This window comes from Fructilactobacillus sp. X3R2C1 (assembly GCF_059901235.1).
Genome location: NZ_JBWXVA010000002.1, coordinates 270,648 through 296,082, shown reverse-complemented (window position 1 = coordinate 296,082; position 25,435 = coordinate 270,648). Strand labels below are relative to the sequence as shown.

At 36.8% G+C, this 25,435-nt stretch carries 31 protein-coding genes; 27 read left to right on the top strand and 4 right to left on the bottom strand.

Going from position 1 to position 25,435, the window contains the following annotated elements; all coding sequences use genetic code 11:
* Positions 1 to 51: 51 nt before the first annotated feature.
* From AC6UDB_RS03555 to rpmF, 10 genes are all read left to right on the top strand, one after another.
* Positions 52 to 597: a YqeG family HAD IIIA-type phosphatase gene (locus tag AC6UDB_RS03555; protein WP_500695754.1), complete on the top strand. Its 546-nt coding sequence runs from the start codon at positions 52 to 54 to the stop codon at positions 595 to 597.
* On the top strand, positions 597 to 1,715 hold the full coding sequence (gene yqeH, locus AC6UDB_RS03550; RefSeq protein WP_500695714.1) for a ribosome biogenesis GTPase YqeH: 1,119 nt from the start codon (positions 597 to 599) through the stop codon (positions 1,713 to 1,715). Before AC6UDB_RS03555 ends, yqeH begins: the two co-directional genes overlap by 1 nt.
* Positions 1,716 to 1,727: 12 nt before the next feature.
* Complete coding sequence (gene yhbY, locus AC6UDB_RS03545) at positions 1,728 to 2,039, top strand: ribosome assembly RNA-binding protein YhbY (protein ID WP_500695713.1); 312 nt, start codon at positions 1,728 to 1,730, stop codon at positions 2,037 to 2,039.
* Between the two features lie 11 nt (positions 2,040 to 2,050).
* The gene (locus AC6UDB_RS03540; protein WP_500695712.1) at positions 2,051 to 2,620 is read left to right on the top strand and encodes a nicotinate-nucleotide adenylyltransferase; all 570 of its coding nucleotides are present in this window, start codon (positions 2,051 to 2,053) and stop codon (positions 2,618 to 2,620) included.
* Positions 2,613 to 3,215: a bis(5'-nucleosyl)-tetraphosphatase (symmetrical) YqeK gene (gene yqeK, locus AC6UDB_RS03535; protein ID WP_500709165.1), complete on the top strand. Its 603-nt coding sequence runs from the start codon at positions 2,613 to 2,615 to the stop codon at positions 3,213 to 3,215. The genes AC6UDB_RS03540 and yqeK overlap by 8 nt, the downstream gene beginning before the upstream one ends.
* An 8-nt stretch (positions 3,216 to 3,223) precedes the next feature.
* Positions 3,224 to 3,583, top strand: coding sequence for a ribosome silencing factor (rsfS, locus tag AC6UDB_RS03530; protein ID WP_500693669.1), 360 nt, complete (start codon positions 3,224 to 3,226; stop codon positions 3,581 to 3,583).
* Between the two features lies 1 nt (position 3,584).
* A complete protein-coding gene (locus AC6UDB_RS03525; protein WP_500693959.1) occupies positions 3,585 to 4,322 on the top strand; it encodes a class I SAM-dependent DNA methyltransferase in 738 nt (245 codons plus the stop codon).
* Between the two features lie 5 nt (positions 4,323 to 4,327).
* Positions 4,328 to 5,446 (top strand): nucleotidyltransferase, encoded by a 1,119-nt coding sequence (locus AC6UDB_RS03520; protein WP_500696744.1) that lies wholly within the window; start codon positions 4,328 to 4,330, stop codon positions 5,444 to 5,446.
* Positions 5,447 to 5,528: 82 nt separating this feature from the next.
* A complete protein-coding gene (locus tag AC6UDB_RS03515; RefSeq protein WP_500696743.1) occupies positions 5,529 to 6,083 on the top strand; it encodes a YceD family protein in 555 nt (184 codons plus the stop codon).
* A gap of 42 nt (positions 6,084 to 6,125) precedes the next feature.
* Positions 6,126 to 6,305, top strand: coding sequence for a 50S ribosomal protein L32 (gene rpmF, locus AC6UDB_RS03510; RefSeq protein WP_010021570.1), 180 nt, complete (start codon positions 6,126 to 6,128; stop codon positions 6,303 to 6,305).
* A gap of 87 nt (positions 6,306 to 6,392) precedes the next feature.
* Here rpmF and yidC read toward each other — a convergent pair whose 3' ends face one another.
* The gene (yidC, locus tag AC6UDB_RS03505; RefSeq protein WP_500709164.1) at positions 6,393 to 7,364 is read right to left on the bottom strand and encodes a membrane protein insertase YidC; all 972 of its coding nucleotides are present in this window, start codon (positions 7,362 to 7,364) and stop codon (positions 6,393 to 6,395) included.
* Positions 7,365 to 7,434: 70 nt separating this feature from the next.
* On the bottom strand, positions 7,435 to 7,719 hold the full coding sequence (locus AC6UDB_RS03500; protein ID WP_500693673.1) for an acylphosphatase: 285 nt from the start codon (positions 7,717 to 7,719) through the stop codon (positions 7,435 to 7,437).
* Positions 7,720 to 7,805: 86 nt separating this feature from the next.
* Here AC6UDB_RS03500 and AC6UDB_RS03495 point away from each other — a divergent pair, with 86 nt between their 5' ends.
* The 8 genes from AC6UDB_RS03495 (at position 7,806) to greA (ending at position 15,593) form a co-directional block, all read left to right on the top strand.
* Positions 7,806 to 8,573 (top strand): TrmH family RNA methyltransferase, encoded by a 768-nt coding sequence (locus AC6UDB_RS03495; protein WP_500707887.1) that lies wholly within the window; start codon positions 7,806 to 7,808, stop codon positions 8,571 to 8,573.
* Positions 8,574 to 8,660: 87 nt separating this feature from the next.
* A complete protein-coding gene (locus AC6UDB_RS03490) occupies positions 8,661 to 9,143 on the top strand; it encodes an HDIG domain-containing metalloprotein (RefSeq protein WP_500693675.1) in 483 nt (160 codons plus the stop codon).
* A 17-nt stretch (positions 9,144 to 9,160) separates the two neighbouring features.
* Positions 9,161 to 9,499 (top strand): winged helix-turn-helix transcriptional regulator, encoded by a 339-nt coding sequence (locus AC6UDB_RS03485; RefSeq protein ID WP_500693676.1) that lies wholly within the window; start codon positions 9,161 to 9,163, stop codon positions 9,497 to 9,499.
* A gap of 262 nt (positions 9,500 to 9,761) precedes the next feature.
* Positions 9,762 to 10,799, top strand: coding sequence for a phenylalanine--tRNA ligase subunit alpha (pheS, locus tag AC6UDB_RS03480; RefSeq protein WP_500709163.1), 1,038 nt, complete (start codon positions 9,762 to 9,764; stop codon positions 10,797 to 10,799).
* Positions 10,800 to 10,813: 14 nt separating this feature from the next.
* Positions 10,814 to 13,225, top strand: a complete 2,412-nt coding sequence (gene pheT, locus AC6UDB_RS03475) for a phenylalanine--tRNA ligase subunit beta (protein ID WP_500709162.1) — start codon at positions 10,814 to 10,816, stop codon at positions 13,223 to 13,225.
* Positions 13,226 to 13,238: 13 nt separating this feature from the next.
* Positions 13,239 to 14,366 (top strand): endolytic transglycosylase MltG, encoded by a 1,128-nt coding sequence (gene mltG, locus AC6UDB_RS03470; protein WP_500709161.1) that lies wholly within the window; start codon positions 13,239 to 13,241, stop codon positions 14,364 to 14,366.
* Positions 14,367 to 14,378: 12 nt separating this feature from the next.
* Positions 14,379 to 15,053 (top strand): uridine kinase, encoded by a 675-nt coding sequence (udk, locus tag AC6UDB_RS03465; RefSeq protein WP_500693960.1) that lies wholly within the window; start codon positions 14,379 to 14,381, stop codon positions 15,051 to 15,053.
* 63 nt (positions 15,054 to 15,116) lie between these two features.
* Positions 15,117 to 15,593 carry a transcription elongation factor GreA gene (greA, locus tag AC6UDB_RS03460; RefSeq protein WP_500693680.1) on the top strand — a complete coding sequence of 159 codons (477 nt, stop codon included), beginning with the start codon at positions 15,117 to 15,119 and terminating at the stop codon, positions 15,591 to 15,593.
* A gap of 45 nt (positions 15,594 to 15,638) precedes the next feature.
* Here greA and AC6UDB_RS03455 read toward each other — a convergent pair whose 3' ends face one another.
* Complete coding sequence (locus AC6UDB_RS03455; RefSeq protein WP_500709160.1) at positions 15,639 to 18,278, bottom strand: YfhO family protein; 2,640 nt, start codon at positions 18,276 to 18,278, stop codon at positions 15,639 to 15,641.
* A 147-nt stretch (positions 18,279 to 18,425) separates the two neighbouring features.
* On the opposite strand from AC6UDB_RS03455, the gene AC6UDB_RS03450 reads away from it, so the two are divergent.
* The 7 genes from AC6UDB_RS03450 to AC6UDB_RS03420 all read left to right on the top strand — a co-directional run bounded on the left by AC6UDB_RS03450 (position 18,426) and on the right by AC6UDB_RS03420 (position 23,688).
* Positions 18,426 to 20,489, top strand: a complete 2,064-nt coding sequence (locus AC6UDB_RS03450; RefSeq protein ID WP_500693682.1) for a peptidoglycan D,D-transpeptidase FtsI family protein — start codon at positions 18,426 to 18,428, stop codon at positions 20,487 to 20,489.
* 122 nt (positions 20,490 to 20,611) lie between these two features.
* On the top strand, positions 20,612 to 20,761 hold the full coding sequence (gene rpmG, locus AC6UDB_RS03445) for a 50S ribosomal protein L33 (protein WP_500693683.1): 150 nt from the start codon (positions 20,612 to 20,614) through the stop codon (positions 20,759 to 20,761).
* Positions 20,762 to 20,816: 55 nt separating this feature from the next.
* Positions 20,817 to 21,350 (top strand): 5-formyltetrahydrofolate cyclo-ligase, encoded by a 534-nt coding sequence (locus AC6UDB_RS03440; protein WP_500699515.1) that lies wholly within the window; start codon positions 20,817 to 20,819, stop codon positions 21,348 to 21,350.
* A 10-nt stretch (positions 21,351 to 21,360) separates the two neighbouring features.
* Positions 21,361 to 22,035 (top strand): rhomboid family intramembrane serine protease, encoded by a 675-nt coding sequence (locus AC6UDB_RS03435; RefSeq protein WP_500709159.1) that lies wholly within the window; start codon positions 21,361 to 21,363, stop codon positions 22,033 to 22,035.
* A 36-nt stretch (positions 22,036 to 22,071) separates the two neighbouring features.
* A complete protein-coding gene (locus tag AC6UDB_RS03430) occupies positions 22,072 to 22,299 on the top strand; it encodes a YqgQ family protein (RefSeq protein WP_010021549.1) in 228 nt (75 codons plus the stop codon).
* Between the two features lies 1 nt (position 22,300).
* A complete protein-coding gene (locus tag AC6UDB_RS03425) occupies positions 22,301 to 23,263 on the top strand; it encodes an ROK family glucokinase (protein WP_500693686.1) in 963 nt (320 codons plus the stop codon).
* Between the two features lie 20 nt (positions 23,264 to 23,283).
* The gene (locus AC6UDB_RS03420) at positions 23,284 to 23,688 is read left to right on the top strand and encodes a rhodanese-like domain-containing protein (protein ID WP_500696736.1); all 405 of its coding nucleotides are present in this window, start codon (positions 23,284 to 23,286) and stop codon (positions 23,686 to 23,688) included.
* A 43-nt stretch (positions 23,689 to 23,731) separates the two neighbouring features.
* Here AC6UDB_RS03420 and AC6UDB_RS03415 read toward each other — a convergent pair whose 3' ends face one another.
* A complete protein-coding gene (locus AC6UDB_RS03415; protein WP_500693688.1) occupies positions 23,732 to 23,908 on the bottom strand; it encodes a DUF3042 family protein in 177 nt (58 codons plus the stop codon).
* A 92-nt stretch (positions 23,909 to 24,000) separates the two neighbouring features.
* Between AC6UDB_RS03415 and miaA the strand changes: the two genes are divergently transcribed.
* Together miaA and AC6UDB_RS03405 are read left to right on the top strand one after the other, a co-directional pair.
* The gene (miaA, locus tag AC6UDB_RS03410; RefSeq protein WP_500709158.1) at positions 24,001 to 24,921 is read left to right on the top strand and encodes a tRNA (adenosine(37)-N6)-dimethylallyltransferase MiaA; all 921 of its coding nucleotides are present in this window, start codon (positions 24,001 to 24,003) and stop codon (positions 24,919 to 24,921) included.
* Entirely contained in the window at positions 24,908 to 25,432 is a 525-nt protein-coding gene (locus AC6UDB_RS03405) for a hypothetical protein (RefSeq protein WP_500707128.1), read from the top strand. The genes miaA and AC6UDB_RS03405 overlap by 14 nt, the downstream gene beginning before the upstream one ends.
* Positions 25,433 to 25,435: the final 3 nt, after the last annotated feature.

Sequence of the window (25,435 nt, the reverse complement as noted above, 5' to 3'; positions counted from 1 at the left end):
GGATGCTCCCAATCTATACATAAATGATTTAAAATAGAAACATCAATTCTTATTTACAGAGAGGTCTATATGCTATCATTATTCAAACCGACTTGGATGGTTAACAATATTTATCAAATTTCCCCAGAAAAACTTGAAAGTTACGGGATTAATGTAATTCTGACCGATTTAGATAATACCCTAATTCCGTGGAATAATCCTGAGGGAACCGTAGAACTGCGCGATTGGCTCAAAAGAGTTCGAGATCATGGAATCAGGGTGATTGTGGTTTCAAATAATAATCGGGAAAGACTAGAGAAAGCTCTTACTAGTCTTGAGTTACCATTTATTGCCCGGGCTTTAAAACCACTTACTTTTGGGATTTTAAGGGCTCTTAAAACGTATCGTTTAAAACGAAGCCAAGTGGTAATGGTGGGAGATCAAATTTTAACGGATATATGGGCCGCTAACAATACTCGAATTAGAAGTATTTTGGTAAAGCCATTGGTTACTTCAGATGCGTGGAACACACGGATTAATCGTTTCTTTGAAACGTTTGTATATGCACAATTGATGCGAAAGTACAGTGATTTAAAGTGGAAGGATGATATTGATTAATGGATAATGATGAAAATAATGAGCCCTTATATTGCATTGGGTGTGGGGCACAAATTCAAGATACCGATCCGAAACAGGCTGGTTACACGCCTAAATCAGCAATCAAGAAGGGAATTGATTCTGGAAAATTATACTGTCAGCGTTGTTTTAAGCTTCGTCATTATAATCAAATTGAACCAATTAGCATCTCAAATGACGAGTTTGTAAAGTTATTGAGTGAAATTAGCGACACTGATTCGTTAGTAGTATACGTCGTGGATGTATTTGATGTAGATGGAAGTATGATTCCTGGGATTCAGCGCTTTGTTGGTAACAATCCGATTATTTTAGTTGGTAACAAATTAGACTTGTTGCCATCGTCGTTCAACCAGAACAAAGTTAAAGATTGGTTACGTCAAATGGCAAATAAGAATGGAATTAGACCCATTGATATTGAATTAGTATCTGCCAAGACGAATCAATCAGTCGACGATCTGTTAAAAGCCATTTCAAAAAATCAGAAGGGCCGAGATGTCTATGTGGTTGGAGTAACTAACGTTGGCAAATCTACCTTAATTAATCAAATTATCCAACAAAGCACTGGTGAGAAGCAGGTTATTACGACCTCTAAGTTTCCTGGTACTACCCTCGATTTGATCAAAATACCGTTGGAAGATGGAAAAGAATTGATCGATACACCTGGTGTCGTTCATGAAGATCAGATGGCTCACTATTTAAGTTCTAAAGACTTGAAGTATGTTTCACCGCAAAAACGGATTAAACCCAGGACTTATCAGTTGGATCCAGGGCAGACGTTATTCTTAGGTGCGATTGGCCGGTTTGATTTTATCTCGGGGGAACGTCATGGCTTTACCGTTTATGCTGACAATAATCTGATGATTCATCGAACCAAATTAACAAATGCTGATGAATTTTTTGAGAAGCATGCCGGTGAATTATTGACCCCACCAACTGGTAAGGACAACGTCGTTGGGTTAAAACGACATGAATTTAAAATTACTGACAGAAGTGATTTAGTGATTGAAGGACTGGGATGGATTACCGTCCCGAAAGGCTCCACGGTTGCTGGATATGCTCCTAAGGGTGTGTCAGTGTTAGTTAGAAAAGCAATGTTTTAGGAGTATTTAATAATGAATTTAAAGGGAAAACAAAAACGATTTTTAAGAGCAAAAGCGAATCATATGCGGCCCATTTTCTCAGTTGGAAAGAATGGGTTAGATGAGACTTGGATGAATGAAGTTAAAAATGCTGTTGATCACCGTGAATTAATTAAAATTAATCTTCAACAGTCTGCCGATGTGGATGTGAGTGACGTTAAACAATTTATTGAGAATAACTCGGACATCCAAGTTGTCCAAACGATTGGTAAGACACTTTTATTGTTTAAGGAATCGAGTAAGGACAATTATCGTAAATTATCGATTGAAGTGGCAAATTTGTAGGAGATTGATTGATGCGCAAAAAGGTTGGAATTTTAGGTGGAACTTTTAACCCCATTCACTATGGTCATTTAATTATGGCTGAACAAGCTTTAACCCAATTAAACCTCGATTTAGTTCTATTTATGCCCGATTATTTGCCACCACATGTTGATCATAAGTCCGCAATTGATGCTTCTGATCGGGTTAACATGATTAATTTAGCCATTAGGGATAACGCTAATTTTAAAATTGAAATGATTGAAGTAAATCGCAAGGGGAAAAGTTATAGCTATGATACGATTAAGGAATTAACTAAAATTCATCCCGATGTTGATTATTACTTTATCATTGGTGGCGATATGGTCGAATATCTGCCAAAATGGTATCGAATTGATGATCTTATTAAAATGGTTAAATTTGTTGGCGTTAATCGTCCGGGTAATTCTGAGTCTTCTAAGTACCCAGTAAGTTTTGTTGACTCACCTGAGATAGCTATTTCATCGTCTTTAATTAGATCACATCTTGAAAAGGGTGAAAGTGTCAGATATTTGTTGCCAGATGCGGTGTTACGGTACATTAAGGAGCATGATTTATATGGATAAAGAGAAAATTAATTATCAAAAATATTCTAAGTATGATCGTGATCAAATTGTTGCCAAACTAAAAGCGACGTTAAAAGAGAAAAGGTTTCAACATTGCTTGCGAGTTGAAGAGACCGCCATTACCTTAGCACGAGAGTTTAATGTGGACGAAACTTTAGCTGGACTTAGTGGTCTGGTTCATGATTATGCCAAACAACGGCCGGATTCGGAATTTATTGACATTATTAAGTCCCATCATTTGAATCCAGAACTACTTAATTATGGAAATGCTATTTGGCATGGCTACGTAGGTTATCTGATTGTGGAATCAGAACTTGGGATTTATGATAATCGAATTCTAAACGCGATTAAATATCATACGATCGCATCGCCTGACATGGACAAGGTTGCACAGATTACTTATATGGCTGACTACATTGAGCCGGCCCGTGATTTTGATGGGGTTGAAAAGGCTCGTAAGATTACCAATCAAAATTTATGGGATGGTGTTAAATATCAAACTAAAAGTACCATTTCATATTTGGCAAGCAATGGAAAGGCAATTTATCCCGGTGCGATTACAGCTTTTAATGTAATTGTTGCTGGTAAAAAGTAGGGGATTATATGGATAATAATAAAATTTTACAAAATATTGTTGAAACTGCTGATAGTAAACGCGCCCACGATATTGTGGTTTTAGACATTGAAGAATTGTCGTTGGTCGGTCGTTATTTTGTCATTATGGATGCTCCTAGTGTTCGTCAGGTGAAGGCAATTGCAAATGATATTATTGATCGATTGAGTGAGGAGCACGTTGAAGTTTTACGGGTCGAAGGGCTAAATACAGGATCTTGGGTATTAATTGACCTCGGTGATATTATTATTCACGTCTTTAAGAGTGAACAACGGTCCTTTTACAACTTAGAGAAGCTTTGGTCTGACGCTCCTGATCTTGATATAACTGATTGGGTCAGTGAAGACTGATATGATTTATTCTGAGTTTGCGTCATTTTATGATAAATTATTTGACAATCATCTATATCGAAAGTGGTATGAGTTTGTAGCTGATAACGTCCCTAAAGAAAAGCATATTTTAGATTTAGCCTGTGGGACTGGTCGTCTTTTGGTTACTTTAAAAAAAGCAGGTTATGTCGTATCTGGAGCTGATTTATCGGATGATATGCTGGCCATCGCAAATGATCATTTAAATGAAAGCCATGTGTTTGACGTGGCGTTAATTAATGCCAATATGCTAGACCTGGATGGTGTACCCAATTATGGTGCCATTACGTGTTTTGACGATTCGATTTGTTATTTAGAAAATATTGAGCAAGTTAAAACAATGTTTGCTCAGGTTAAAGGACATCTTGTTAAGAATGGTAAATTCTTATTTGATGTGATCACCCCTTATCAGACCGATGTTGTTTATCCAGGCTATATGTTTAACACCAACGATGGTGACCATGCTTTTATGTGGAATACCTTTGTTGGTGATTTTCCTCATTCAGTGGAACATGATCTATCTTTTTTTGATTACAATCGGAATATTAACGGTTTTGATGAATATAATGAAACCCATAAAGAACGAACCTATCCCTTGGTAAAATACACTCAGGCACTGAATGAAGTCGGATTTAATAACGTTAAGGTGACGAGTAACTTTGGAAAAGATAAGGTTAAAGATGATACTACCCGTTGGTTCTTTGTATGTAGTGAGGAATAATCCAAATGAAAGCTGTTGGAATAATAACCGAATATGATCCTTTCCATAATGGTCATCTTTATCAATTACAGGAAGCTAAAAGACGAACTGAAGCGGATGTAACGGTAATATTTATGAGTGGTAATTGGACTCAGAGAGGCGAGCCAGCTATCTATGATAAATGGATCCGCACTCAGATGGCTTTAGATAACGGAGTTGATTTAGTAATTGAACTTCCAATATCGGATGCGGTTCAACCTGCCAGTATTTTTGCAGAGCGGTCGATGAAACTTGTAGAAGCTTTGGGCTGTTCATACTTATCGTTTGGTAGTGAGCACAGTGACTGGAATTTTACGAAGTTGGCATCTATTGACGTTCATCCGTCTGATAATTTTCATAATTATAATTTTTCCTATCCAAAATTATTTCAACGAACAATTAAAGAACAGAGTGGAATTGATTTAATTAAGCCAAATGATACACTTGCGTATTGGTATGCAAAGGCCAATCAGAAGTTGGGTTCCCCTTTAAAGCTAGTTCCGGTTAAACGGTACAGTAGTGAGCATAATAGTGGAGAGTTGAGTGGAAAAATTGCGAGTGGCAAAGCTATTCGCGCTTCAATTAAATCACATGATCATCGTTACCAAAAGTTTATTCCCAATTCTTCTGTCGTCCTAGACAACGAAAAACCAGTTTTCTGGTCAGATTTTTGGCCCTTTTTACGTTATGAATTGACTCAGAGTTCGATAGCTGATTTAAATCAAATTTATCAGATGACTGAGGGATTAGAGAATCGTCTAAAGCAAATGGCGGTCAAAGACACAACCTATCAGGCTTTTATTAAAGATGTTAAGACAAAACGGTATACCTACACTAGGATTCAAAGACTGCTGGTCTATACGTTATTTAAAATAAAGAAAACACAAATGATTAGTTATAATCCAGTTGTCCGAGTTTTGGGAATGAACGATACCGGGAAAAGTTATCTGAATCAAGTTAAAAAAGCAATCCCATATCCGATCGTTGATCGAATTGGAAAAGAAGAATTTAATAATACGTTGGAACTAGAATGCCGTTCTGGAATTCTTTATGGAATGATCAATGGTCGAATGCAAGATAAATTTACTTATCCCATTGTTATATAGAAGACCGTGCTATCAAGGATAGGACCTTGACAATGAATTTTATGGTATGTATAATTAGTCGTGTTGCATTGGAGGTTAAATTATGAAGTGGTCATTTGAAAAACTACTAGGATATAAGAAAGAGCCGTTTACAACCCATGAGACAGTGGATTTAAAAGACGATTTAATGAATCGATATCCGAAAAGTATTCTTGATGCCACTTCCTTTGACGTTGATGTGTCTGCTACTCCTGACAAGGGAGATGTGATTATAGATGCTCACGTCAAGGGTAGTGTAACAGTTCCTTCTTCACGATCGTTAACCCCAGTTAAGTTACCTATGGATTTTAACATTAGTGAGATTTATGTGTTAACTGAAACTGCGCTAAATCGATATGATAATGAAGAAGTAGTGTTAGTTGTTGGTGATGACTTGATGATTGATTTTGATAAAGCAGTTGCTGATAACATAATTGTCAACATTCCGATGCAAGTTCTTTCACCAGAAGAGCAAAAAGGCAAAGCAATGCCTGAAGGAAATGACTGGGAAGTTATTTCTGAAGATGATTTTAATCGACAGGTGGAAGAAGATAAAAATGTTGATCCACGTCTTGCAAAATTAAAGGATTTCAAACCTTCAGACGATGACAAGACTTAAAAATTCACTAGTGGAAATCAAATTAAGAGGAGGTTGTGAATAATGGCTGTACCAAAGAGAAAAACTTCTAAAGCAAGAAGAAACATGCGTCGTTCGCATGACAGTTTATCAGTTCCTGGCATGAGCCCATGTCCTAACTGTGGCGAACTACGTAAGTCACATTTTGTATGTCCTAACTGTGGTTACTATGACGGTAAAGAAGTAGTTGCCAAAAAGGGTTAATTTAAAAAAAAGAACTTCAAAAACACCATGGGTTTTTGAAGTTCTTTTTTTGTAATAAAAAACCGACAATTTAATTGTCGGTTTTATTTACTCGTTATGATTATGATGCTGTTGTTTTCCCGCATTACGTTTTCGGTTGTTTTCGTGTTCAATCTCAGTTTTGGATTCTCCAGATTTAGAAACTGTATTTTTGGAGCTGGTTGTTGAACTTGGTTCGGCCCCTGTCTCAATCTCTTCTTCTAATTCCTTTGGAATGACAACTTTGGGAGGATTCTTTTGGGCTTTTTCATTAATTTGTTTTCTAATTCGTGGACGGGACAAATTGATGATAAAGGTCTGAACGCAGGCAAATAATCCGCCAATAAAGAAGTAAATTCCTAATCCAGCTGGGGATGAAAGAGTAACAAATAGAATCATGATCGGACTAATTAACATCATAATCGCCATTTGCTTTTTCTGTTCTTTAGGGATCCCAACGGTTGAAAGGTATCCCTGAAGTGCATAAGCCAGAAACGACAAGACGGCTAATAAGATGCTGGATTGGCCTAGTTTAATGCCCATAAAGACGGTATGAGAAACTTCAGGTGAGTAACGAATAGCTGCATACAGAGCAGCAAACACTGGCAACTGGATCAATAATGGCAAGCATCCAATTCCACCTGTCATACTGATTCCGTTGTCTTTATAGAGTTGCATCATCTGCTGATTTAAGGCAACCTGCTGTTCTTTGGTCGTTGCTTTTTTTAGGAGTTGTTGAATCTTGGTCATTTGTGGTTTAACCAAATTCATTTTTTCCTGTTGAATAGTAGATTTTTTCATCTGACTAATCATCATTGGTAAAAGCAAAGTTCTAACAATTACGGTAATTGCGATCAGGGCCCATCCATAGCCACCAACGTATTGTGCTAGCCAATCCATAACGTGTTGCCCGGGAACGGCTAAATAATGATAAACGAATCCAAAGGGACGTCCCTTTGAATCGGTTCTTACACATCCAGTTAAAAAAATGCCAACCATGGCAATAAAACCGAATAAACCTAGTTTCTTAATTTTTTTCATTTAGTTAACTCCTAACTTTTAAGTAACATGTTACATACTAACCTAATAAGAATATTTCAGCAATTTCAAGTTAGATTTTAATTGAAAATGAATTTGGAACTTTTGGAAGTTTAATTGACTGTGTTTTAATGTTTTGGATCTTAGCAAAACTATTGGGTGCAGTTTTAATTGAATGAATAAAATCGTCTAACTCCGATTTAGTCCCATTTGCGATGATTAAAACGGTTCCGTTGGGCATGTTTTGGACACTTCCAGTAATCGAATATTGATCTGCGATTTTTTTAGTACTATATCGAAATCCAACGCCTTGGACAAGTCCTGAAACGATTATTTTGACTGACTGATTGTTTGACAAAATGATTCTCCTTAAAAGCGTTTACCGTAACTGTGATATTATAAGAACAACAATATCAATTCTAATTCATTTTAAGGGGAATATAAATGGAAAGAATTAATTCTAAACAAAACCAAACCATTAAAGATATTAAAAAGTTACATACCAGTAAAGGAAGAAAAAAGAGTGGGGAATATTTAATTGAAAGTTGGCATCTGGTATCCGAGGCAATGAATTATCTTAAAGCAGATCAGTTGGTAACCATCTTAGCAACCGAAGATCAATATTTGGCTCATGGAGATGACCTTTCTGGTGAAAATATCATTGTTATATCAGATGAAGTTGCTACTGAATTAAGTGATACTTCGACAACTCAAGGAATTTTTGCCGTGTGTAAGATTGAAGAACCAAAGATTGATGTTGCTAAAGTTAGCGGAGCTTGGCTTCTGCTTGATAACGTTCAAGATCCCGGTAATATCGGAACGATGGTAAGGACAGCGGATGCCGCAGGTTTTTCTGGAGTGATCTTTGGTGACGGAACTTCTAGTGAATATAACGGGAAGGTTTTACGTGCCATGCAGGGAAGTCAGTTTCATCTTCCGATTGTTAAAATGAATCTAGAACATGCCGTTGAGATGTTTAAGAAGCTAAAAATTAAGGTATATGGGACAGAGCTTAATTCCAGTGCCATTAACTATCGAGATGTCCCTTCTAAAAATGATTTCGCTTTAATTATGGGTAATGAGGGGAATGGAATGAGCCCTGGCTTACTAAAATTAACTGATGATAATTTATATATTCCCATTGAGGGGAAGGCTGAATCTTTAAATGTGGCAATTGCGGCTGCTGTTATCATGTTTCGAATCAAAAATTAAATTGTTTCTTAAAGTGAGTCCTTATGATTGAATGGAACTTATCTAATTGGGTAGAATTAACCTAGAGACGGATTGGAGTAATGTAGTATGGAAACAGAATCGTGGAAAGATGACCCTGAATATGTTTCAATCATTTCTGATTTGTTAGAAAGTCCGCAAATTCAAAAATTAGGTGATTACACCCAACATCACCATTCGACTAGATTGAAGCATTCAATTGCAGTGTCTTATGAGAGTTATAAAATTGCTAAAAAGATGAATTTAGATTATCGAGCGGCTGCCCGTGGCGGATTATTGCATGATCTATTCTATTATGATTGGCGAACCACTAAGTTTGATTTAGGTTCACATGCATATATTCATCCACGTGTTGCCCTAAGAAACGCCAAAAAGATCACTGATATCACTCCGAAGGAACAAGATATTATTCTAAAACATATGTGGGGGTTAACCCTTGCAAGACCCAAGTACATGGAAAGTGTGATTGTTTCACTTGTTGATGATTATTCGGCAGTTGATGAATTTTTCTCACCGATGAAGAAAAAAGTTAAAGGATTATTAAAAAGATAAGTTAGGAGGATATGAGAATGGATTTAACTGATAAAGAAATCATTCATTTGTGTCCTAAATTTCAAGTGGCGTTTCAAATTCTAGGGAAAAAATGGAACGGTTTAATCATTGAATCATTTTTATTAGCCGGACCACTTCGATTTCGCGAATTAGCCAATAAAGTTGAGGAATGTAGTGATCGTGTATTAACCGAACGCTTAAAAGAGTTGGCTAAAGTGGGAATCGTAAAAAGACAAGCTGATAAGAACTCTGGAGTGGTTTATTATCAGTTAACTTCTAAGGGTGAAGAGCTTCGTCCGATTATGAAGGCGGTTCATGGATGGTCTGACAAGTGGTGTGATCCTGATCATGCTTGACCAGTGATAAAAATTGCTATAATATTTATTTAAATACAATGATAAAAGAAGTAGTAGACCGACGAACACAGAGAGTTCATGTTAGCTGAAATTGGACGTTACGGTTGAATTCGCTTTTTGATGTTAGCATTGAATATTAAAATGTTCGGTCGATGTCGTTATTCATCATTATAAGTGCGCACTTTGGTGTGAATTTGGGTGGTAACGCGATGCTTCGTCCCTTTTTTGGGATGGAGCTTTTTTTATGGAATTGGAGGTTAGTATGGCTTTAAAAGAAGATTTAGAACAAATTAAATCCAGTGGGTTGCAGGATATTGAGGCTACTAGTGATAGTAAAGCTTTAAATGATTTAAAGGTGAAACTTTTAGGAAAAAAGGGCTCAATTACAAAAGCCCTTCATGGAATATCATCACTTCCAGTCGAAGAAAGACCAAAGATTGGTAGCTTGGCGAATAAAGTTAGAGACGAACTTTCAAAAAAGATTGATTCCAAAAGATTGGAATTAGATCAAGCCGCTCTAAACCAAAAGTTAAAGGATGAAAAGATTGATGTCACCCTGCCAGGTGACGCGGTTCCAAAGGGGCATCCTCATGTTATCCAACAAATTATTGATGAAATTGATGATATTTTTATTGGAATGGGCTACCAGGTTCTTTCGGGTCCTGAAGTAGAAGAGGAAGTTTATAATTTTGAAATGATGAATCTGCCGAAGAACCATCCCGCAAGAGACATGCAGGATACTTTTTATATTACCAAGGATATTTTAATGAGAACTCATACCTCACCGATGCAGGCACGAGCACTTCAAAAACATGATTTTTCTAAAGGCCCCTTAAAGATGGTTTCCCCGGGCGTAGTTTATAGACGTGATACTGATGATCCAACTCATTCTCACCAATTTCATCAGGTAGAGGGAATTGTGATTGATAAGCACATTACGATGGCCGATTTAAAGGGAACTCTTGAGGTAATGACACACAAATTGTTTGGGGATAAATTTAAAGTCCGTCTCAGACCAAGTTACTTTCCGTTTACCGAGCCATCAGTTGAAGCAGACATTACCTGTTTTAATTGTAATGGAAAGGGTTGCGATGTATGTAAAAATACTGGTTGGATTGAGGTCCTTGGGGCAGGAATGGTTCATCCTAACGTTTTAAAAATGTCTGGAGTAGACAGTAGTGTATATGGTGGATTTGCCTTTGGGGTGGGTCCCGACCGATTTGCCATGCTGAAATACGGAGTAGACGATATTCGAGACTTTTATCTTAATGATCTACGTTTCTTGTCACAATTTGATTAAGGGAGGAAATAAATTTGCTGATATCTTATGAATGGTTGAAAGACTACGTTCAAATTAAGCTTTCTCCAAAAGAACTAGCTAACAAAATTGAAAAAACGTCAGTTGAAGTTGACTCCGTTTTTAAGCGGAGTGATGGATTAAAGAAAATCGTGGTTGGAAAAATCTTGTCCATTAAGGATCACCCCGATGCAGATCACCTTCACATTACGCAGATCGATGTCGGCGAACAAGAACCGATTCAGATTGTTTGTGGTGCGCCAAACGTTCAGGTAGGCAAAAAGGTTATTGTTGCTTTATCTGGAGCGCGAATTGCCAATAACGTTAAAATTAAGAAGTCCAAGATGCGTGGAGTTGAATCAAACGGTATGCTCTGTGCCTTAGATGAGATCGGGTTTGATAAGTCATTGGTACCTGATGAATGGAAAGACGGAATCTATTTCTTACCAGATAATGCCCGAATTGGTGACGAGGTTTATAACTATTTGGGAATGAATGAATCGTTAATTGATTTGGACGTCACTCCTAATCGTGGAGACATGTTAAGTGTTCGTGGAACTGCTTATGATTTGGGGGCGGTATTTAATGAGTCGGTTGACTTCATCGAACATGCTAGTGCTCCAACTGGAACACACGACAGCGAGGAATTTGTTTCAGCAAAGGCTGATACTAATTTAGCGCCAATTTATAAGCTTAAAGTTGTTAAGGGCGTAAACGTGAAGCCTAGTCCACTTTGGCTTCAAATTAAATTATGGAATTCGGGCATTAAACCAATTAATAATGTCGTTGATATTACTAATTTTGTTATGACTAAGGTTGGACAGCCAATGCATGCCTATGATCTTGACAAACTAAAAACTAATAAAGTTGAGGTTAGAAATGCTAAAGATGGTGAGTCAATTACGACTCTAGATGGCAATGACCGTAAATTAACCGACACGGATGTTGTTGTTGCGGCTGATCAGCCAATTGCTTTAGCAGGACTAATGGGTGGAAAAAATTCGGAAGTTACTTCTGACACTAAAAATATTTTATTGGAGGCAGGAGTTTTTGATCCGGTTAAAACCAGGAAGATGGCACAAAAACAGCTCTTACACACGGATGCCTCACAACGCTTTGAACGGGGAATTGACCATGGAAACGTTGAACAAGCACTTGAGTATGCTTCGGGAATGACCCAAGATTTAGCTCTTGGTCAATCTCAACAAGGGGTTGTTAGTGGGAGTGATGTTGAGGTTAAGCCACGAGTGATTTCAATTTCAACTTCTCACATTAATCACGTTCTTGGGACTAATCTTAGTAACGAGGAAATCATTTCAATCTTTAAACGTCTAGGTTTCTCAGTTGAGGCATCTGGAGACGATCTGACGGTCACGGTTCCTACTAGATGCTGGGACATTCAAATTGATGCTGACTTAATTGAAGATGTTGCCAGAATCTATGGATATGACAATATTCCGTCAACATTACCAATCACTCAAACGACTGAAGGTGGACTAACACCAAAGCAATTAATGATTCGAAAATCTAGAGAAACACTTGAGGGACTTGGATTAACGCATGCTATGTCATATTCGTTAACTACAAAAGCCAAGGCAAAGATGTTTATGATAAATGGTAGTCATGAAACTAATTTGCAGTGGCCAATGACAGAGGATCATGCCGTTTTACGTATGAATTTAATTTCAGGATTATTGGATGATGTGGCATATAACCAGGCTCGAAACGTGCTTAATGTGCCACTTTATGAGCAAGGTCGTGTTTTTTATAAGCAAACTCCTGATCAGATAAGACCAGACGAAGTGGAACATATTGCTGGTGCCATTTCTGGATCGTTAGTTGCTCCAAGCTGGGACCAGAAAGCTAAGTCAGTTGATTTTTATCAAATTAAGGGAATTCTCGAAAAATACTTAGAAAGTCTTTCCTTAAAGGGTGACGTTACTTATGTTGCGACTGATAAAATTCTCGAAATGCATCCAGGTAGGACAGCGCTTGTTAAACTAGATGATCACATCATCGGTTTTTTGGGAGAAGTTCATCCAGAAGTCGCTAAACAATTTAAGATTAAAGAAACCTATGTTTTTGAACTTGACCTTGATTATTTAAATGCGGCTCCTAAGTCTGGACAACAATACCAAAAGGTTGGTCAGTACCCTGCTATTCATCGTGATATTGCTATGTTAGTGGATCGTACCATTACTAATGAGGACATATATAATGTAATTATTAGAAGAGGTGGGGCCTACTTACAAAATGCTACTGTGTTTGACGTATATCAGGGGCAAAATGTGCCTGAAGGCAAAAAATCAATTGCCTATTCATTGATTTTTGAAGATCCTAACGCCACTTTGAAAGACGAGACTGTTGATAAAGCGGTCGATAAAATTCAAAAACGTTTGACCACTGAATTAAGCGCTGAGATTAGATAAGGGTGGATTCATAATGAGTGAGAGAAAAAGGCATTTGGGTGGTTTTATTTCCAAAATTAAAACTAGTTCATTTGGGAAGAAAATTATTTATTCTGTGATTGCAATTATTGTAATTTTAGTAATTGCAATTGCGTTATTTGGACATCACTATTTTAAAACTTCACTTCAACCACTGGATCCTCATGATAATGAAGTGACTCAAGTTAACATTCCAAGAGGCGCTTCCACCAAAAAGATTGGGGCAATCTTACAGAAGTCAGAGGTAGTTAAAAGTGGGATGGTATTTAATTACTATGTAAAATCACACAACATCACTAGTTTTAAGTCAGGATATTATCAATTAAAGCCGTCAATGTCCCTAGATACGATTGCCAAGAGTTTACAAAAGGGTGGAAGTTTCGAACCCATTCAAAGCACTGATAGTAAAGTTACCGTTCCAGAAGGAGCTAACATCGACCAAATTGCGGATATTGTGGCTAAAAATACCGATTTTTCTAGGGCAGAATTTATTTCCCTGATGAAGAATCGTAATTTCTTTGATGAAATGACCAAGGATTATCCAGAATTACTGGGGTCCGCTAAAGATGCCAAGGGGACCCGTTATCTTTTTGAAGGATACCTTTATCCAGCGACATATCCCGTCCCTAAACATTCGTCGTTAAAGATGATGGTCAGTTTAATGCTCGCTAAAAGTAATCAAATGTATGGTCCATATTATCAAAGAATGAAAGAGCAAAAGCTGACGGTTCAGCAAACTTTAACGTTAGCATCTTTGATTGAACGTGAAGGTGTAAGTCAAAATGATCGTAATAAGATGGCTGGTGTGTTAAGAAATCGTATTGATAAAAAGATGCCACTTCAATCGGATGTGGCCGTTTTGTATGCACTTCATAAAAACTCAAAGACACTTTCAAAACGTGATTTAATGGTTAATTCCAAATATAATCTTTATGTTAATAAAGGGTTTGGTCCTGGACCATTTGATAATCCCTCGATAAGCTCAGTTCAAGCTGTGCTATATCCAACTGATATGTCTAAAGGATATTTATATTTCTTGGCCGATCCGAAAACTAAAAAGATTTATTACGCTAAAACCTTAAAAGAACAGCAAAATAACATTAAAACTCATATGGATCGATAGTGGAGGATTAAAATAGTGAAAAGCAAAAAAAGACCTGTAATTATTGGAGTTACTGGAGGTTCTAGTAGTGGTAAAACAACGGTAAGTAGGTCAATCTTGAATCGTTTGCTGGGACATTCAATTGCAATCTTGCAGCAAGATTCTTACTATAAGGATCAATCCAATATGACGATGGACGAAAGAAGACAGGTTAACTACGATCATCCGCTTGCTTTTGACACTGATTTAATGGTTAAGCAGTTGAAGCAGCTGTTAAACTATGAATCAATTGAGAAACCGGTTTATGATTATTCCAAATTCACCCGGAGTGGTGAAACTGTCACTCAAGAACCACGTGATGTAATTATTGTTGAGGGGATTTTAATCCTTGATGATAAAAGGCTCCGGGACCTAATGGATATTAAAGTTTATGTAGATACTGATGCTGATATTCGCGTCATTAGGCGGATTGAGCGGGATACCAAAGAACGTGGTCGAACGCTTGATTCGGTAATTCAACAATATTTAGCAACCGTTCGCCCCATGCATCTCCAATTTGTTGAACCCACGAAACGATATGCTGATATAATTATTCCTGAGGGTGGCAAAAATCAAGTAGCAATTGACTTACTAGTTACTAAAATTCAGTCAATTTTAAATGATGTTGGTGACGATCCGATTAGTAATGCAATTGATACGACAATATAATTAAGTTGCCAAACTTTAATTTAAATGGTATTTTAATTTTGAATAAAATAGTGAGGTGTAAGAATGGCTGAAGATGAAATGTACCCGATGACTGAAGAGGGGAAAGAAAAGCTCGAAACTGAATTAAAAGATTTAAAGGTCAATCAAAGACCAAAGATTGTTGATCGAATCAAAGTCGCTAGAAGTTACGGCGATTTATCTGAAAACTCTGAATACGAGTCTGCCAAAAACGAACAAAGTATGTTAGAAAGCAGAATTGCCACGGTAGAACACATGTTACAATACGCTCAAGTGGTTGATAAAGAAGAAACCGACGAAGATGAAGTGACCGTTGGAAAAGAAATTCAGTTTAAGGAATTACCTGATGAAGAGCCAGAGACATTTACAATTGTCGGAGCTGCTGAAGCTGACCCGATGAGTGGAAAAATCTCGAATGATTCTCCAATTGCACAGGCTTTGCTTGGCCATAAAGTAGGGGAAAACGTTGATATTGATATTCCTGCTGGCGTAATGCATGTCAAGATATTATCAGTTAAATAATAATTTTAATTTAAAATAGGGCAATCGTCTCAAGTGACGATTGCCCTATTTATTATATCTTTTTTTAAACCAACTTCTTAAAATTAAGGTGAGAAGTGTCAAAGCACTAATGATTATTCCTATATTTAAGAATGGTGGCCAATATGAAAGCTGAATGTGCTTCATTCCCTTTCCAGTTTTAAGTGCAATGAAGTAATGATCCCATTTCGTGATTGAATGTTTCTTTCCGTTTATTTGGGCACTCCAGCCCTTCGAATACGGAATACTTGAAGCAATTACTGAATTAGAACCGTTTGTCTTTATATCAGCCTTTACCGTTCGTGCGTTTGGGCTGGATATTTTTTTGGTTCCCGATCGAAGTTTTCGATCGGTTTGCTTAAATAAAGAATTATTTAGCTGGTATAAAGTAAAGTTTTCTAACCAAAGTGATGACTTTTTCAAGCTGATTTTTACTTTAATCTTTTTGTTTTTTGCGTTATTGGCAATGTTAATGATCTTAGTCGAATTAGATTCAGGACTAAGTGATAGTTGGTTACCATCAACTGATAAATCACAGTTACCGTTATTTAACGCTGTTCCCATCGTTAAGTAGTAAGAGTCATTAGTTTTTGGCTTAAACGTGAGATCAAGCGAGGCCGGCTGTAAGACGTTGACTTTGTTGAAGATGGTGCCAGTAAGTTGATTGTGTTTGGTTACGTTGTTATATCTGACGTGATTGAAGTTACTGCTCGAAAAGAGGTGACTTTGGACTTGGTTGTCCCCCGTTAGATTTGACCATAATTGTGCTTGGTATTGAATGGGATCTGGACTGGCAGCATTTTTGTGGATTGATTGGTTACTGGCTCTAAACATCATTGGTAACGCATACGGGTCTTCGTATATTGAGAATCCCTCAGATGATCCCATGTTTTTGTATGAGTTTTGGTCATATCGTTCTGGGAATTCTCTAATACCTGGAACGTCAACTGAAGCTGTGTAGGGACGAGCCAGATGGTATTTCATTGAGAGCAGTGCATCTGAAACCATAGTCCCACTGGAATATTCGATTACGCCATCGCCATTTGGCTGACCAATTTTTCCAACTAGATCAGACATTTTAGGATTCATGATGGATGAAAATAATGAAGCACCATAAAAATTAAAGTTAAAGGGGTCGTTTTTAGTTCGGGAAAAGTCTTTGCTGATTCGATATGGGCCATCTAAAGAATGATGTTTCAGGTAAGTTGTGACATGATCTAATTTATTTACGTAACCACGGTATTCTGAGTTACTTAAGTATGAGATGTTATTTAAAGAGAGAATAAGATTAATGGTAATCCCAAAGACAATTAGTGAAAAAACACCCAAATTAAACCATTTTTCATTCCGGAAGTGGGTTAATAAAACGATGATGGCGGCTAAAATCATAAGTCCCTCAATCACAATTGTGAACCATTTAAGGTAGTTATATTGAGGCATTCTAATGGTGGTATAAGCGACCATTAGTGCAAGCAATAAAATTATGAGCCACGTTCCAATTTGCTTAAAACTAATTGCCTGAATGTGAGATAAGCTAACTAGCGCGACCATGATGAACCAAAAACATATTACAAACGAAAAACGGTAGGGGTACCAGATTGGAAACTGAAATGCATGCCAAAATAAGTCGAGTGGCTGAAAACACGTTGAAAACAGTAAAAAGATGGTCATTACCAAAGTTAAAACTCGAGTTCTTTTGGAAAAGGTTTTATTAACAAAAAAGAACAAAAATAGTACCAAAATCGTTTCTGAAATAAAAAGGTTTGGTAAGCCCTTGGGCATTTGGTCAAAATTAAAAGCACCAGGAGCAAATTTAGTTACTAAGTCAAGCATTGGATATTCAAATTTAAAGTTCAATTTATCAGAAAATCCCTGGCCCTTGGAGTTAATCAGTGAATAAATGGTTGGCAGAAGAATGAAAGCAGCTAATCCCACCGAAATTAATCCATTTGCGACTAGTCGCAAAAATCCAACAAACATATCTTTGATATTTGAAACATGGACGGCTAAATAGTAGATAGTTAGTGCTACGATAAAAATCGTAATCATGTATGCCATATAATAGTTAATGATCAACATAGCGGTATATGATGTAATGAAAAGTAGTTTTTGGTTGTTTTTTAAGAGTTTAACTAAACCAAGCACAATTAAAGGAAGTAAAATCATGGCATCGAGCCAAATGATATTTAGGTTATTTGCAATCATCCAACCATTTAATGCATATGCAGTTGCAAATGATGACAGTATGAGTGAAGAATTAGTAAGATGAAGTTTGCGAACTAGAATGGTAAAGGTCAAACCAGATAAGCCAATCTTTAAAAGTAATAGGATGAGAATCCCTGATGGGAGGGATGCATTATTAAAAAAGAGTAAGATAAGGTTTAATGGACTCATTAGATAGTAAGCCCAAGTCCCGATCATTTCATTCCCTAGTCCGTTAGAAAACGAATAAAGAATTGATGAAGGATGGTGCAAGATGGCTCTTCTAAAATATGCAAAAAAATCAATGTACTGTTGTCCTAAATCAACCGTTAGAATCGTATTATTTCCGAAGGGTGCCATATTGCGATATGCTGCGTATAATGCCATAATAACTAGTGGTATTAAAAAGCTTAGGATTAATGCGAAGTTTTTAGATAGGCTCTTTTTTATTTTTTGGTTAAGCATTTAATTACCTCATTAATTTATAAAGTAATGAATTATAATAAGATTAGGTTTGTCGTTTTTCTAATAAATAGAGTATCATATATAAATTAAGAAAAGCGCCATAAGTGATGAATTCGAGTTATTAATTAGTTAAGGAGCGTTAGCATCGTGAGAAACTTTTTTGATCGGTTATTTAGAAGAAGGAGTCGGGATTCGAGCCGGCGAAACGGTAATTCCAAAATTCCATTTCGACTGAATTTTATCTTCGCAATTGTTGGAATATTGTTTGCAGTTTTAGTATTTCGACTAGCATACATGCAGATTTTTCAAGGATCAGTTTATAAATCTGATGTTAATCAGAGCGATAATTCAGTTAAGTATGGTAATGTTCCGCGGGGGATGATCTATGACTCAACCGGGAAAGTTTTAGTTGGTAACAAAACTCATCGGGCCATCACCTATACTAAAGGATTAAGCGTAATGCCTCAGGAGATTTATAATGATGCCAATAAACTTGGGAGTTACATCACCCTCCCAACTAAAGGGCTTACTAAAAAGCAAATTGGTGAATATTACTTGGCCGATAAGACTAACCTTACAAACGCTACTAAGGAAGTTCCTAATGGAACAAAGTTAGCGCCACAAGCAGCCTACAATAAAGCTTTAGATATGATCCAGAATGGGAAAATTGTAAAGGTTACTCCTCGAATGAAGAACGCAGCTGCTATTTTTACGGAAATGAGTGGGGCTTATCAATTATCAACTACCAACATTAAAACGGATGGTGTAAGTAACAAAGAAATTGCTGAAGTTGGTGAACATGCTTCTGAAATGCCTGGAGTTCAGGTTGGAACAAGTTGGTCTCGTGATTATCCATCTGGAAACGAGATTCAAAGTATTGTTGGAAATGTTTCATCTAGTAAAACTGGGTTACCTTCTGATCGGGTTAATGAACTTTTAGCTGAAGGGTATTCAAGAAATGATTCAGTTGGACAAAGTAATTTGGAACAACAATATGAACCAATTTTACGTGGCTCTAAGTCTCAGACCGAGGTTAAAGTTGGAGGGGATAACAAGATTGTTAAAGAAGTTAAGAAGTATCCAGGCCAACGGGGCCAGAATCTTCAGTTGTCCATTAACTCTAAGTTTCAAAATAAACTCCAAGATTTAGTTAAAGGTGCAGAGTCTGGGGGCGTTGGTGATTCAACGGGGGCTTATGCCGTTGTTATGAACCCAAAGACCGGTGCGGTAATTGGAATGGCTGGTGTTAACCGTGATCCTAAGACTGGTAAAGTTACACCAAACGAATTAGGAACCATCAACAGTGCCATTGTAATGGGATCGGTTGTTAAGGGTGCAATGGTTTCAGGTGCCCTAATGGATAAGGTTATTACACCGAATAACAGTACAATGGAAGATATGCCAATTGATATTGGTGGAGCTAAGAAGAGTTCTTGGTTTAACAAAAATGGTGAGGCCAACATGCCGGTTAACGCCCAGGGTGCTCTAGAGGTTTCCTCTAACTCTTACATGATGCAACTTGCTATGAAAGAAGGGGGCTTCAGGTATAAAGCAGGAGGATCACTTAACATGAGTCCCAACATTTTTAACATCGAACGAAACTACTTCAATCAATTTGGTTTAGGTGTTAAGACTGGGATTGATCTACCGGGTGAAACTGCCGGCATTCAAGGACCATCAACGTTTGCTAATATTGGGAAATCTTTGGATGAATCATTTGGTAACTATGATTCGTACACTACGATTCAATTAGCCCAATACATGTCCACCATTGCTAATGGCGGATATCGTTTGAAGCCACATGTGGTTCAAAATGTAAGATCAACCAATACCAAGAACGGACAACTTGGAGCTGTTCAAAATACGACGATGCCAACGGTGTTAAATGAAATTCCAATGACACAACAAGAACGAAACGTTGTTACACAGGGATTGTATCAAGTAGTTCATGGTACCAATAAATATAAAACCGGTGGAGATTTGTCAAGTCTATCTCCCGAAGTATCTGCTAAGACGGGTACTGCCCAAACATTTTACAATGGTAAACCAACTGTTACTCTGAGTTTGGCCTCCTATGCACCATCAAAGGATCCACAGGTAGTGGTCGCATTAGCCATTCCTAATCTTCCGGTTGACGCTGAAAGTAATAACTTGAATCTTGCTAAACAAATTTATCAAGCATACTGGGATGATGTTCAGAATAAGCCATAAAATACTGTTAAGTAAAATTACTTAACGTTCTTTAAATGAGACTGGATATATAGTGCTAAAGATGTTAATATTATGATTGTTGAATTAGTTATAAAAAACGAATATGTTTGGAGGTATTTGACATGCGTGTTCATATCACTTTGGAATGTACTGAATGCCACGAACGCAATTACTTATCAACTAAGAGTCGTAGAAATAATCCCGATCGCTTAGAATTAGAAAAGTATTGCCCACGTGATAGAAAAGTTACTTTACATCGCGAAACAAAATAAGATTTTGGGTTTTTACCCAAAATCTTTTTTATTATAAAATTAATGGGTGATGTAAATGAATAAAAATAAAGTTAGAGAATTGGTTTTAAAAAGAATGAAAAATGCTAAGCCATCGGATCAATTCTTTTATGGGTTGTATGAAGCGCTCTTTGACCTTCAAGAATGGCAGAACGCCAAGGTGGTTGCCACAACCATGAATACCGCCATTGAGATTCCCACAGCTCCCATCATTTTTGCGGCTTTAAATGATGGGAAAAAGGTGGTGGTTCCTCATACACTTCCTAAACATCAGATGGAGTTTGTTGAGCTTAGCCATACTTTAAAGTTTCAAAAGACTAAGTTTGGGATCTGGGAGCCCGTTAATGGAAAGACGATCATCAGTAATTTGATTGATTTGATGGTGGTTCCAGGAGTTGCTTTTAATCCTGATAGTAATCAGAGAATTGGTTATGGTGCGGGATTTTATGATCGTTATTTATCTCGATTTGACGGCTATAAGGTTTCACTGGCCCAAAAAGCACAAATCGTTTCTGAGTTAAATTGGAAGCCAGATCCATTTGACGTTAGATTGGATCGGATTATTTTTTAGAGGATTTAAGATGATCAAACAAAAACTTAAAAGAGTCAATAATTATCCCTGGGTAACGTACTTATTACTGTTCATCATGGTAGTTGTATATTTAATGATGACTTTAAGTGGTGGCTCAGAGAACACCGTTAATCTACTAAAGTTTGGTGCACAATATAACCCCTTAGTAAAAGATGGTCAGTGGTGGCGTCTAATTACTCCCATTTTTGTTCATATTGGTTTTCAACATATTTTAATTAATGGAATCACCTTATATTATTTGGGAAAATTAATTGAACCAATCGTTGGTCATTTAAGATATTTTGTCATTTTTATGGTTGCAGGATTTTGTGGAAATTTAATGAGCTTCGCGTTTGGAAATGGAATTTCAGCCGGATCCAGTACCGCTATTTTTGGATTATTCGGTGCCTTTTTGATGATTGCTTTTCAGTATCGTGGTGATTCATTTGTCAGAAGTACTGCAAAGACGTTTATTCTTTTTGTGGTAATTAACCTTGTATTTGATATCTTTACGCCTGGTATTGATATTTTTGGTCATATTGGCGGATTCATTGGTGGTTACCTGATTAGTTTTGTTGTAGGATTAAAGCACAATATCAATTTAGATAAAATTATGAGATTATTTTATGCAACCGCTTTAATTATTGGTATAATAATAATGTACTATTTAGGTTCTGTTCGTTGACACGTTGTACATAGTTAATTTAGGATGATGATTAAAATGACAACTCTATATGATGTTCAACAACTGTTAAAAAAATTTGGAATATATGTATATGTCGGTAAACGACTTTGGGATATTGAAGTAATGGCCTTAGAACTCGACCATCTTCATGATGCTCATGTAGTTAGTGATCGAGAGTTTACATCCGCAAAACTAGTATTAACACGTGAACACAGGATTGAAGAAAAAAACTTAAAATCTAAAAATGAGACGGGAGGTCTATAGAATGGCAAAGAATTTGATTGGAATTGACTTAGGTGGTACCACTACTAAAATGGCTTTTTTGGACGAAAATGGTGAGGTTCTTGATAAATGGAGAGTACTCACTGATACTAGTGATAAGGGCGCTCACATCGTTGAGAATATTGTTAAGTCAATCAACAAACATATCGAGGATTCTGACAAAACCATTAATGATTTTGTTGGAATTGGAATGGGAACACCAGGAACTGTAAACCGTGAAAAGGGGACAGTTTCCGAAGCTTTTAACCTTAACTGGAAAGATGAACAACCAGTTCGAGAATTGATTCAGAATGGGGTTGGATTACCATTTCAATTAGACAATGATGCCAATGTGGCTTCCTTAGGTGAATACTGGAAGGGTGCAGGCAGTACTGAAGACGACGTAGTCTTTGTTACGTTAGGAACTGGAGTTGGTGGTGGAGTCATTGCTAACGGTAAACTCCTTCATGGTGTTAATGGTGGAGCAGGTGAAGTTGGACACATTGCTGTTCAACCAAATGGTTATCTTTGTACCTGTGGCAAAAGGGGTTGCTTAGAACAGTACGCTTCAGCAACTGGAATTGTTCACGTAGCTAAGGATATGTCTAAAGATTTTAAGGGACATTCACGGTTAAAGGATCTCGAAAATACTGATGAAAAAATCACTTCAAAAATGGTTTTTTACCTAGCAGATAATGGCGACATTTTTGCTAATCAGGTTGTGGATAAGATTTGTTTTTACCTTGGATTAGCCTTATCTGATATTGGGAATACTTTGAACCCAGCAAGTATCATTATCGGTGGTGGAGTTTCGAATGCTGGAAACACTTTGCTTCAACCAACTACTAGATATTTCCAGGAAAATGCCTTTCCATCAATTAGAGATTCAACTAAAGTTAAATTAGCTCAGTTGGGTAATGATGCTGGGGTAATTGGTGCAGCTTCGTTAGCATTACAATTTAGATAAAAGTATTGGAGAGATTTTAATTGAGTAGTGTGATAGTTTCAGTTCTTTATTTCCTGATCACTCTAGGAGTGGTTCTGTTAATTTGGTGGTTATACCATGAATTTACTATTTTAATGGCCAAACGCTATTGTAAGTTTTTAAATGAAGATGAATTTCAAAGTGGGATTCGCAAATCGCAAGTTATTGACTTACGTGAAAGTAAAGCTTTTAATGATGGTCATATTCTTGGTTCAAGAAACATGCCATATTCAACTTTTCGAAGTTTTTATCAAGAACTGAGACCAGATCTACCAGTTTATTTGTACGATCAGAATAAGACTTTGAGTATGAAAGCTGCCAAATTCCTTCACAAAAAGGGTTTTAAAAATATTTCAATTCTTAACGAGGGTTACCAGCGATGGGATGGCAAAATTAAAAAGGGTTAACTAAAAAGAGAACTCGATCGAGTTCTCTTTTTATTATTAATAATTAACTTAAATGAGCTGAATGACTTTTTCTGTTTGCTCTTTTACGGTTTTCATTAATTTTGGACTCTTGTTCCTCCATTGGTTGAACCACCGTTTTCTTGAATGAAAGCCAAACTCCTGCAGCGATTCCAATACATGCTGCAACTCCTGTAGTAAATCCTTGTGTAAATTTACTCATAGTCATTGCCTCCTTTTTTATTATCTACTTGTCTATTATGCGTTATTTGCGCTAATATATCCAGTATAGAACATCATTAATTAGGTGAATTTATGAACAAATTATTAGCGATTGTTGGTCCAACGGCTGTTGGAAAAACGGACTTATCAATTAAAATTGCAAAACAGTTTAATGGAGAAATTATTTCTGGCGACTCAATGCAGGTTTACCGTCATCTAGATATTGGTACTGCCAAGATTTCTCGAACGGAGCAACAGGAAATTCCTCATTATTTAATAAACATCATTGATGTTGACGAACAATATTCGGTGGTTGATTTTGTTGAAGCTGCTGAAAAATTAATTAAGGAAATTACGAATCGAGGGCATCTTCCAATTATTGTTGGTGGCACTGGATTTTATCTTAATTCACTCTTAAGGGGATTAAATTTAGGAAGTAAGAATGATCCTGAAATTAGAGCAACATTGATTAATGAGCTTAACGAATTTGGTCCAATGAAAATGTGGGATAAATTAAATCTGGTTGATCCCGTAACGGCATCAAAGACACCTATGCAAAACACACGACGCATTTTACGGGCTCTCGAAGTATACCTTGTTAGTGGAAAGCCAATTTCCAAGCAGAATAATCAGGGACAGCAGTATGATGAGTTGATTGTGGGACTTAATACGCGTCGTGATGTCCTATACCAGCGGATTAATCAACGAGTAGACCAGATGATGGAAAACGGGTTAATTAAAGAAAATAAATGGCTTTTTGAAAATGGGGGGAGTAAAATTCCTGCTAGTAAGGGAATTGGGTACCGCGAATTCATCTCATATTTCAAGGGTAACGAAAGTTTGGATCAAGTAGTAGAAGATGTTAAGCAAGACTCAAGACACTACGCTAAGAGACAACTAACGTGGTTTAGAAACAAGATGGACGTTACTTGGTATGATTTAGTTCAACATCCTGAAGAAATTACTCAAATTGAACAGCAAATTAAGGAGTGGCAAAATAATGATGGATATTAACAAAATGGTTTCTGATACAGTCAACTTATATCGGCAATTAGATGCTAAAAATCAAACAATCTGGAAACCCGGAACTCATGTTTCAAGTTCTTACGTTTCGTTAGACATTCACTTTTCTGAATTGGCTAAAAATTCTGGGATGCTTCAAACAGACATCACTAGTTCCGAGAACAATCGTGACAACCAGCTCGAAAGTTACATTAGGACTCTCAGGGATTTTTTGCTAATTGCTAACCTACAAAGTTGGGTGGATGTGATTACTGTAGATGACGAGATGTTAAATAAGTTATTAGGAATGAAAAAGACTGATGACCTTAATTCTTTATATTTATCAATGCTGAATATGTTACTAAAAAGTTATTATGAGAAAAGCAAGATCGGATATAAGCACGCTTGGACTTTATTCTTAAAGTTCGGCCTTGTTGATTTAGGCTTTAGTTCAGATACAATCACCGATAGATTTAACAGTCTACTGCAAGATGATTTAAAGCTGGTTTTAAATGATCATTAAATC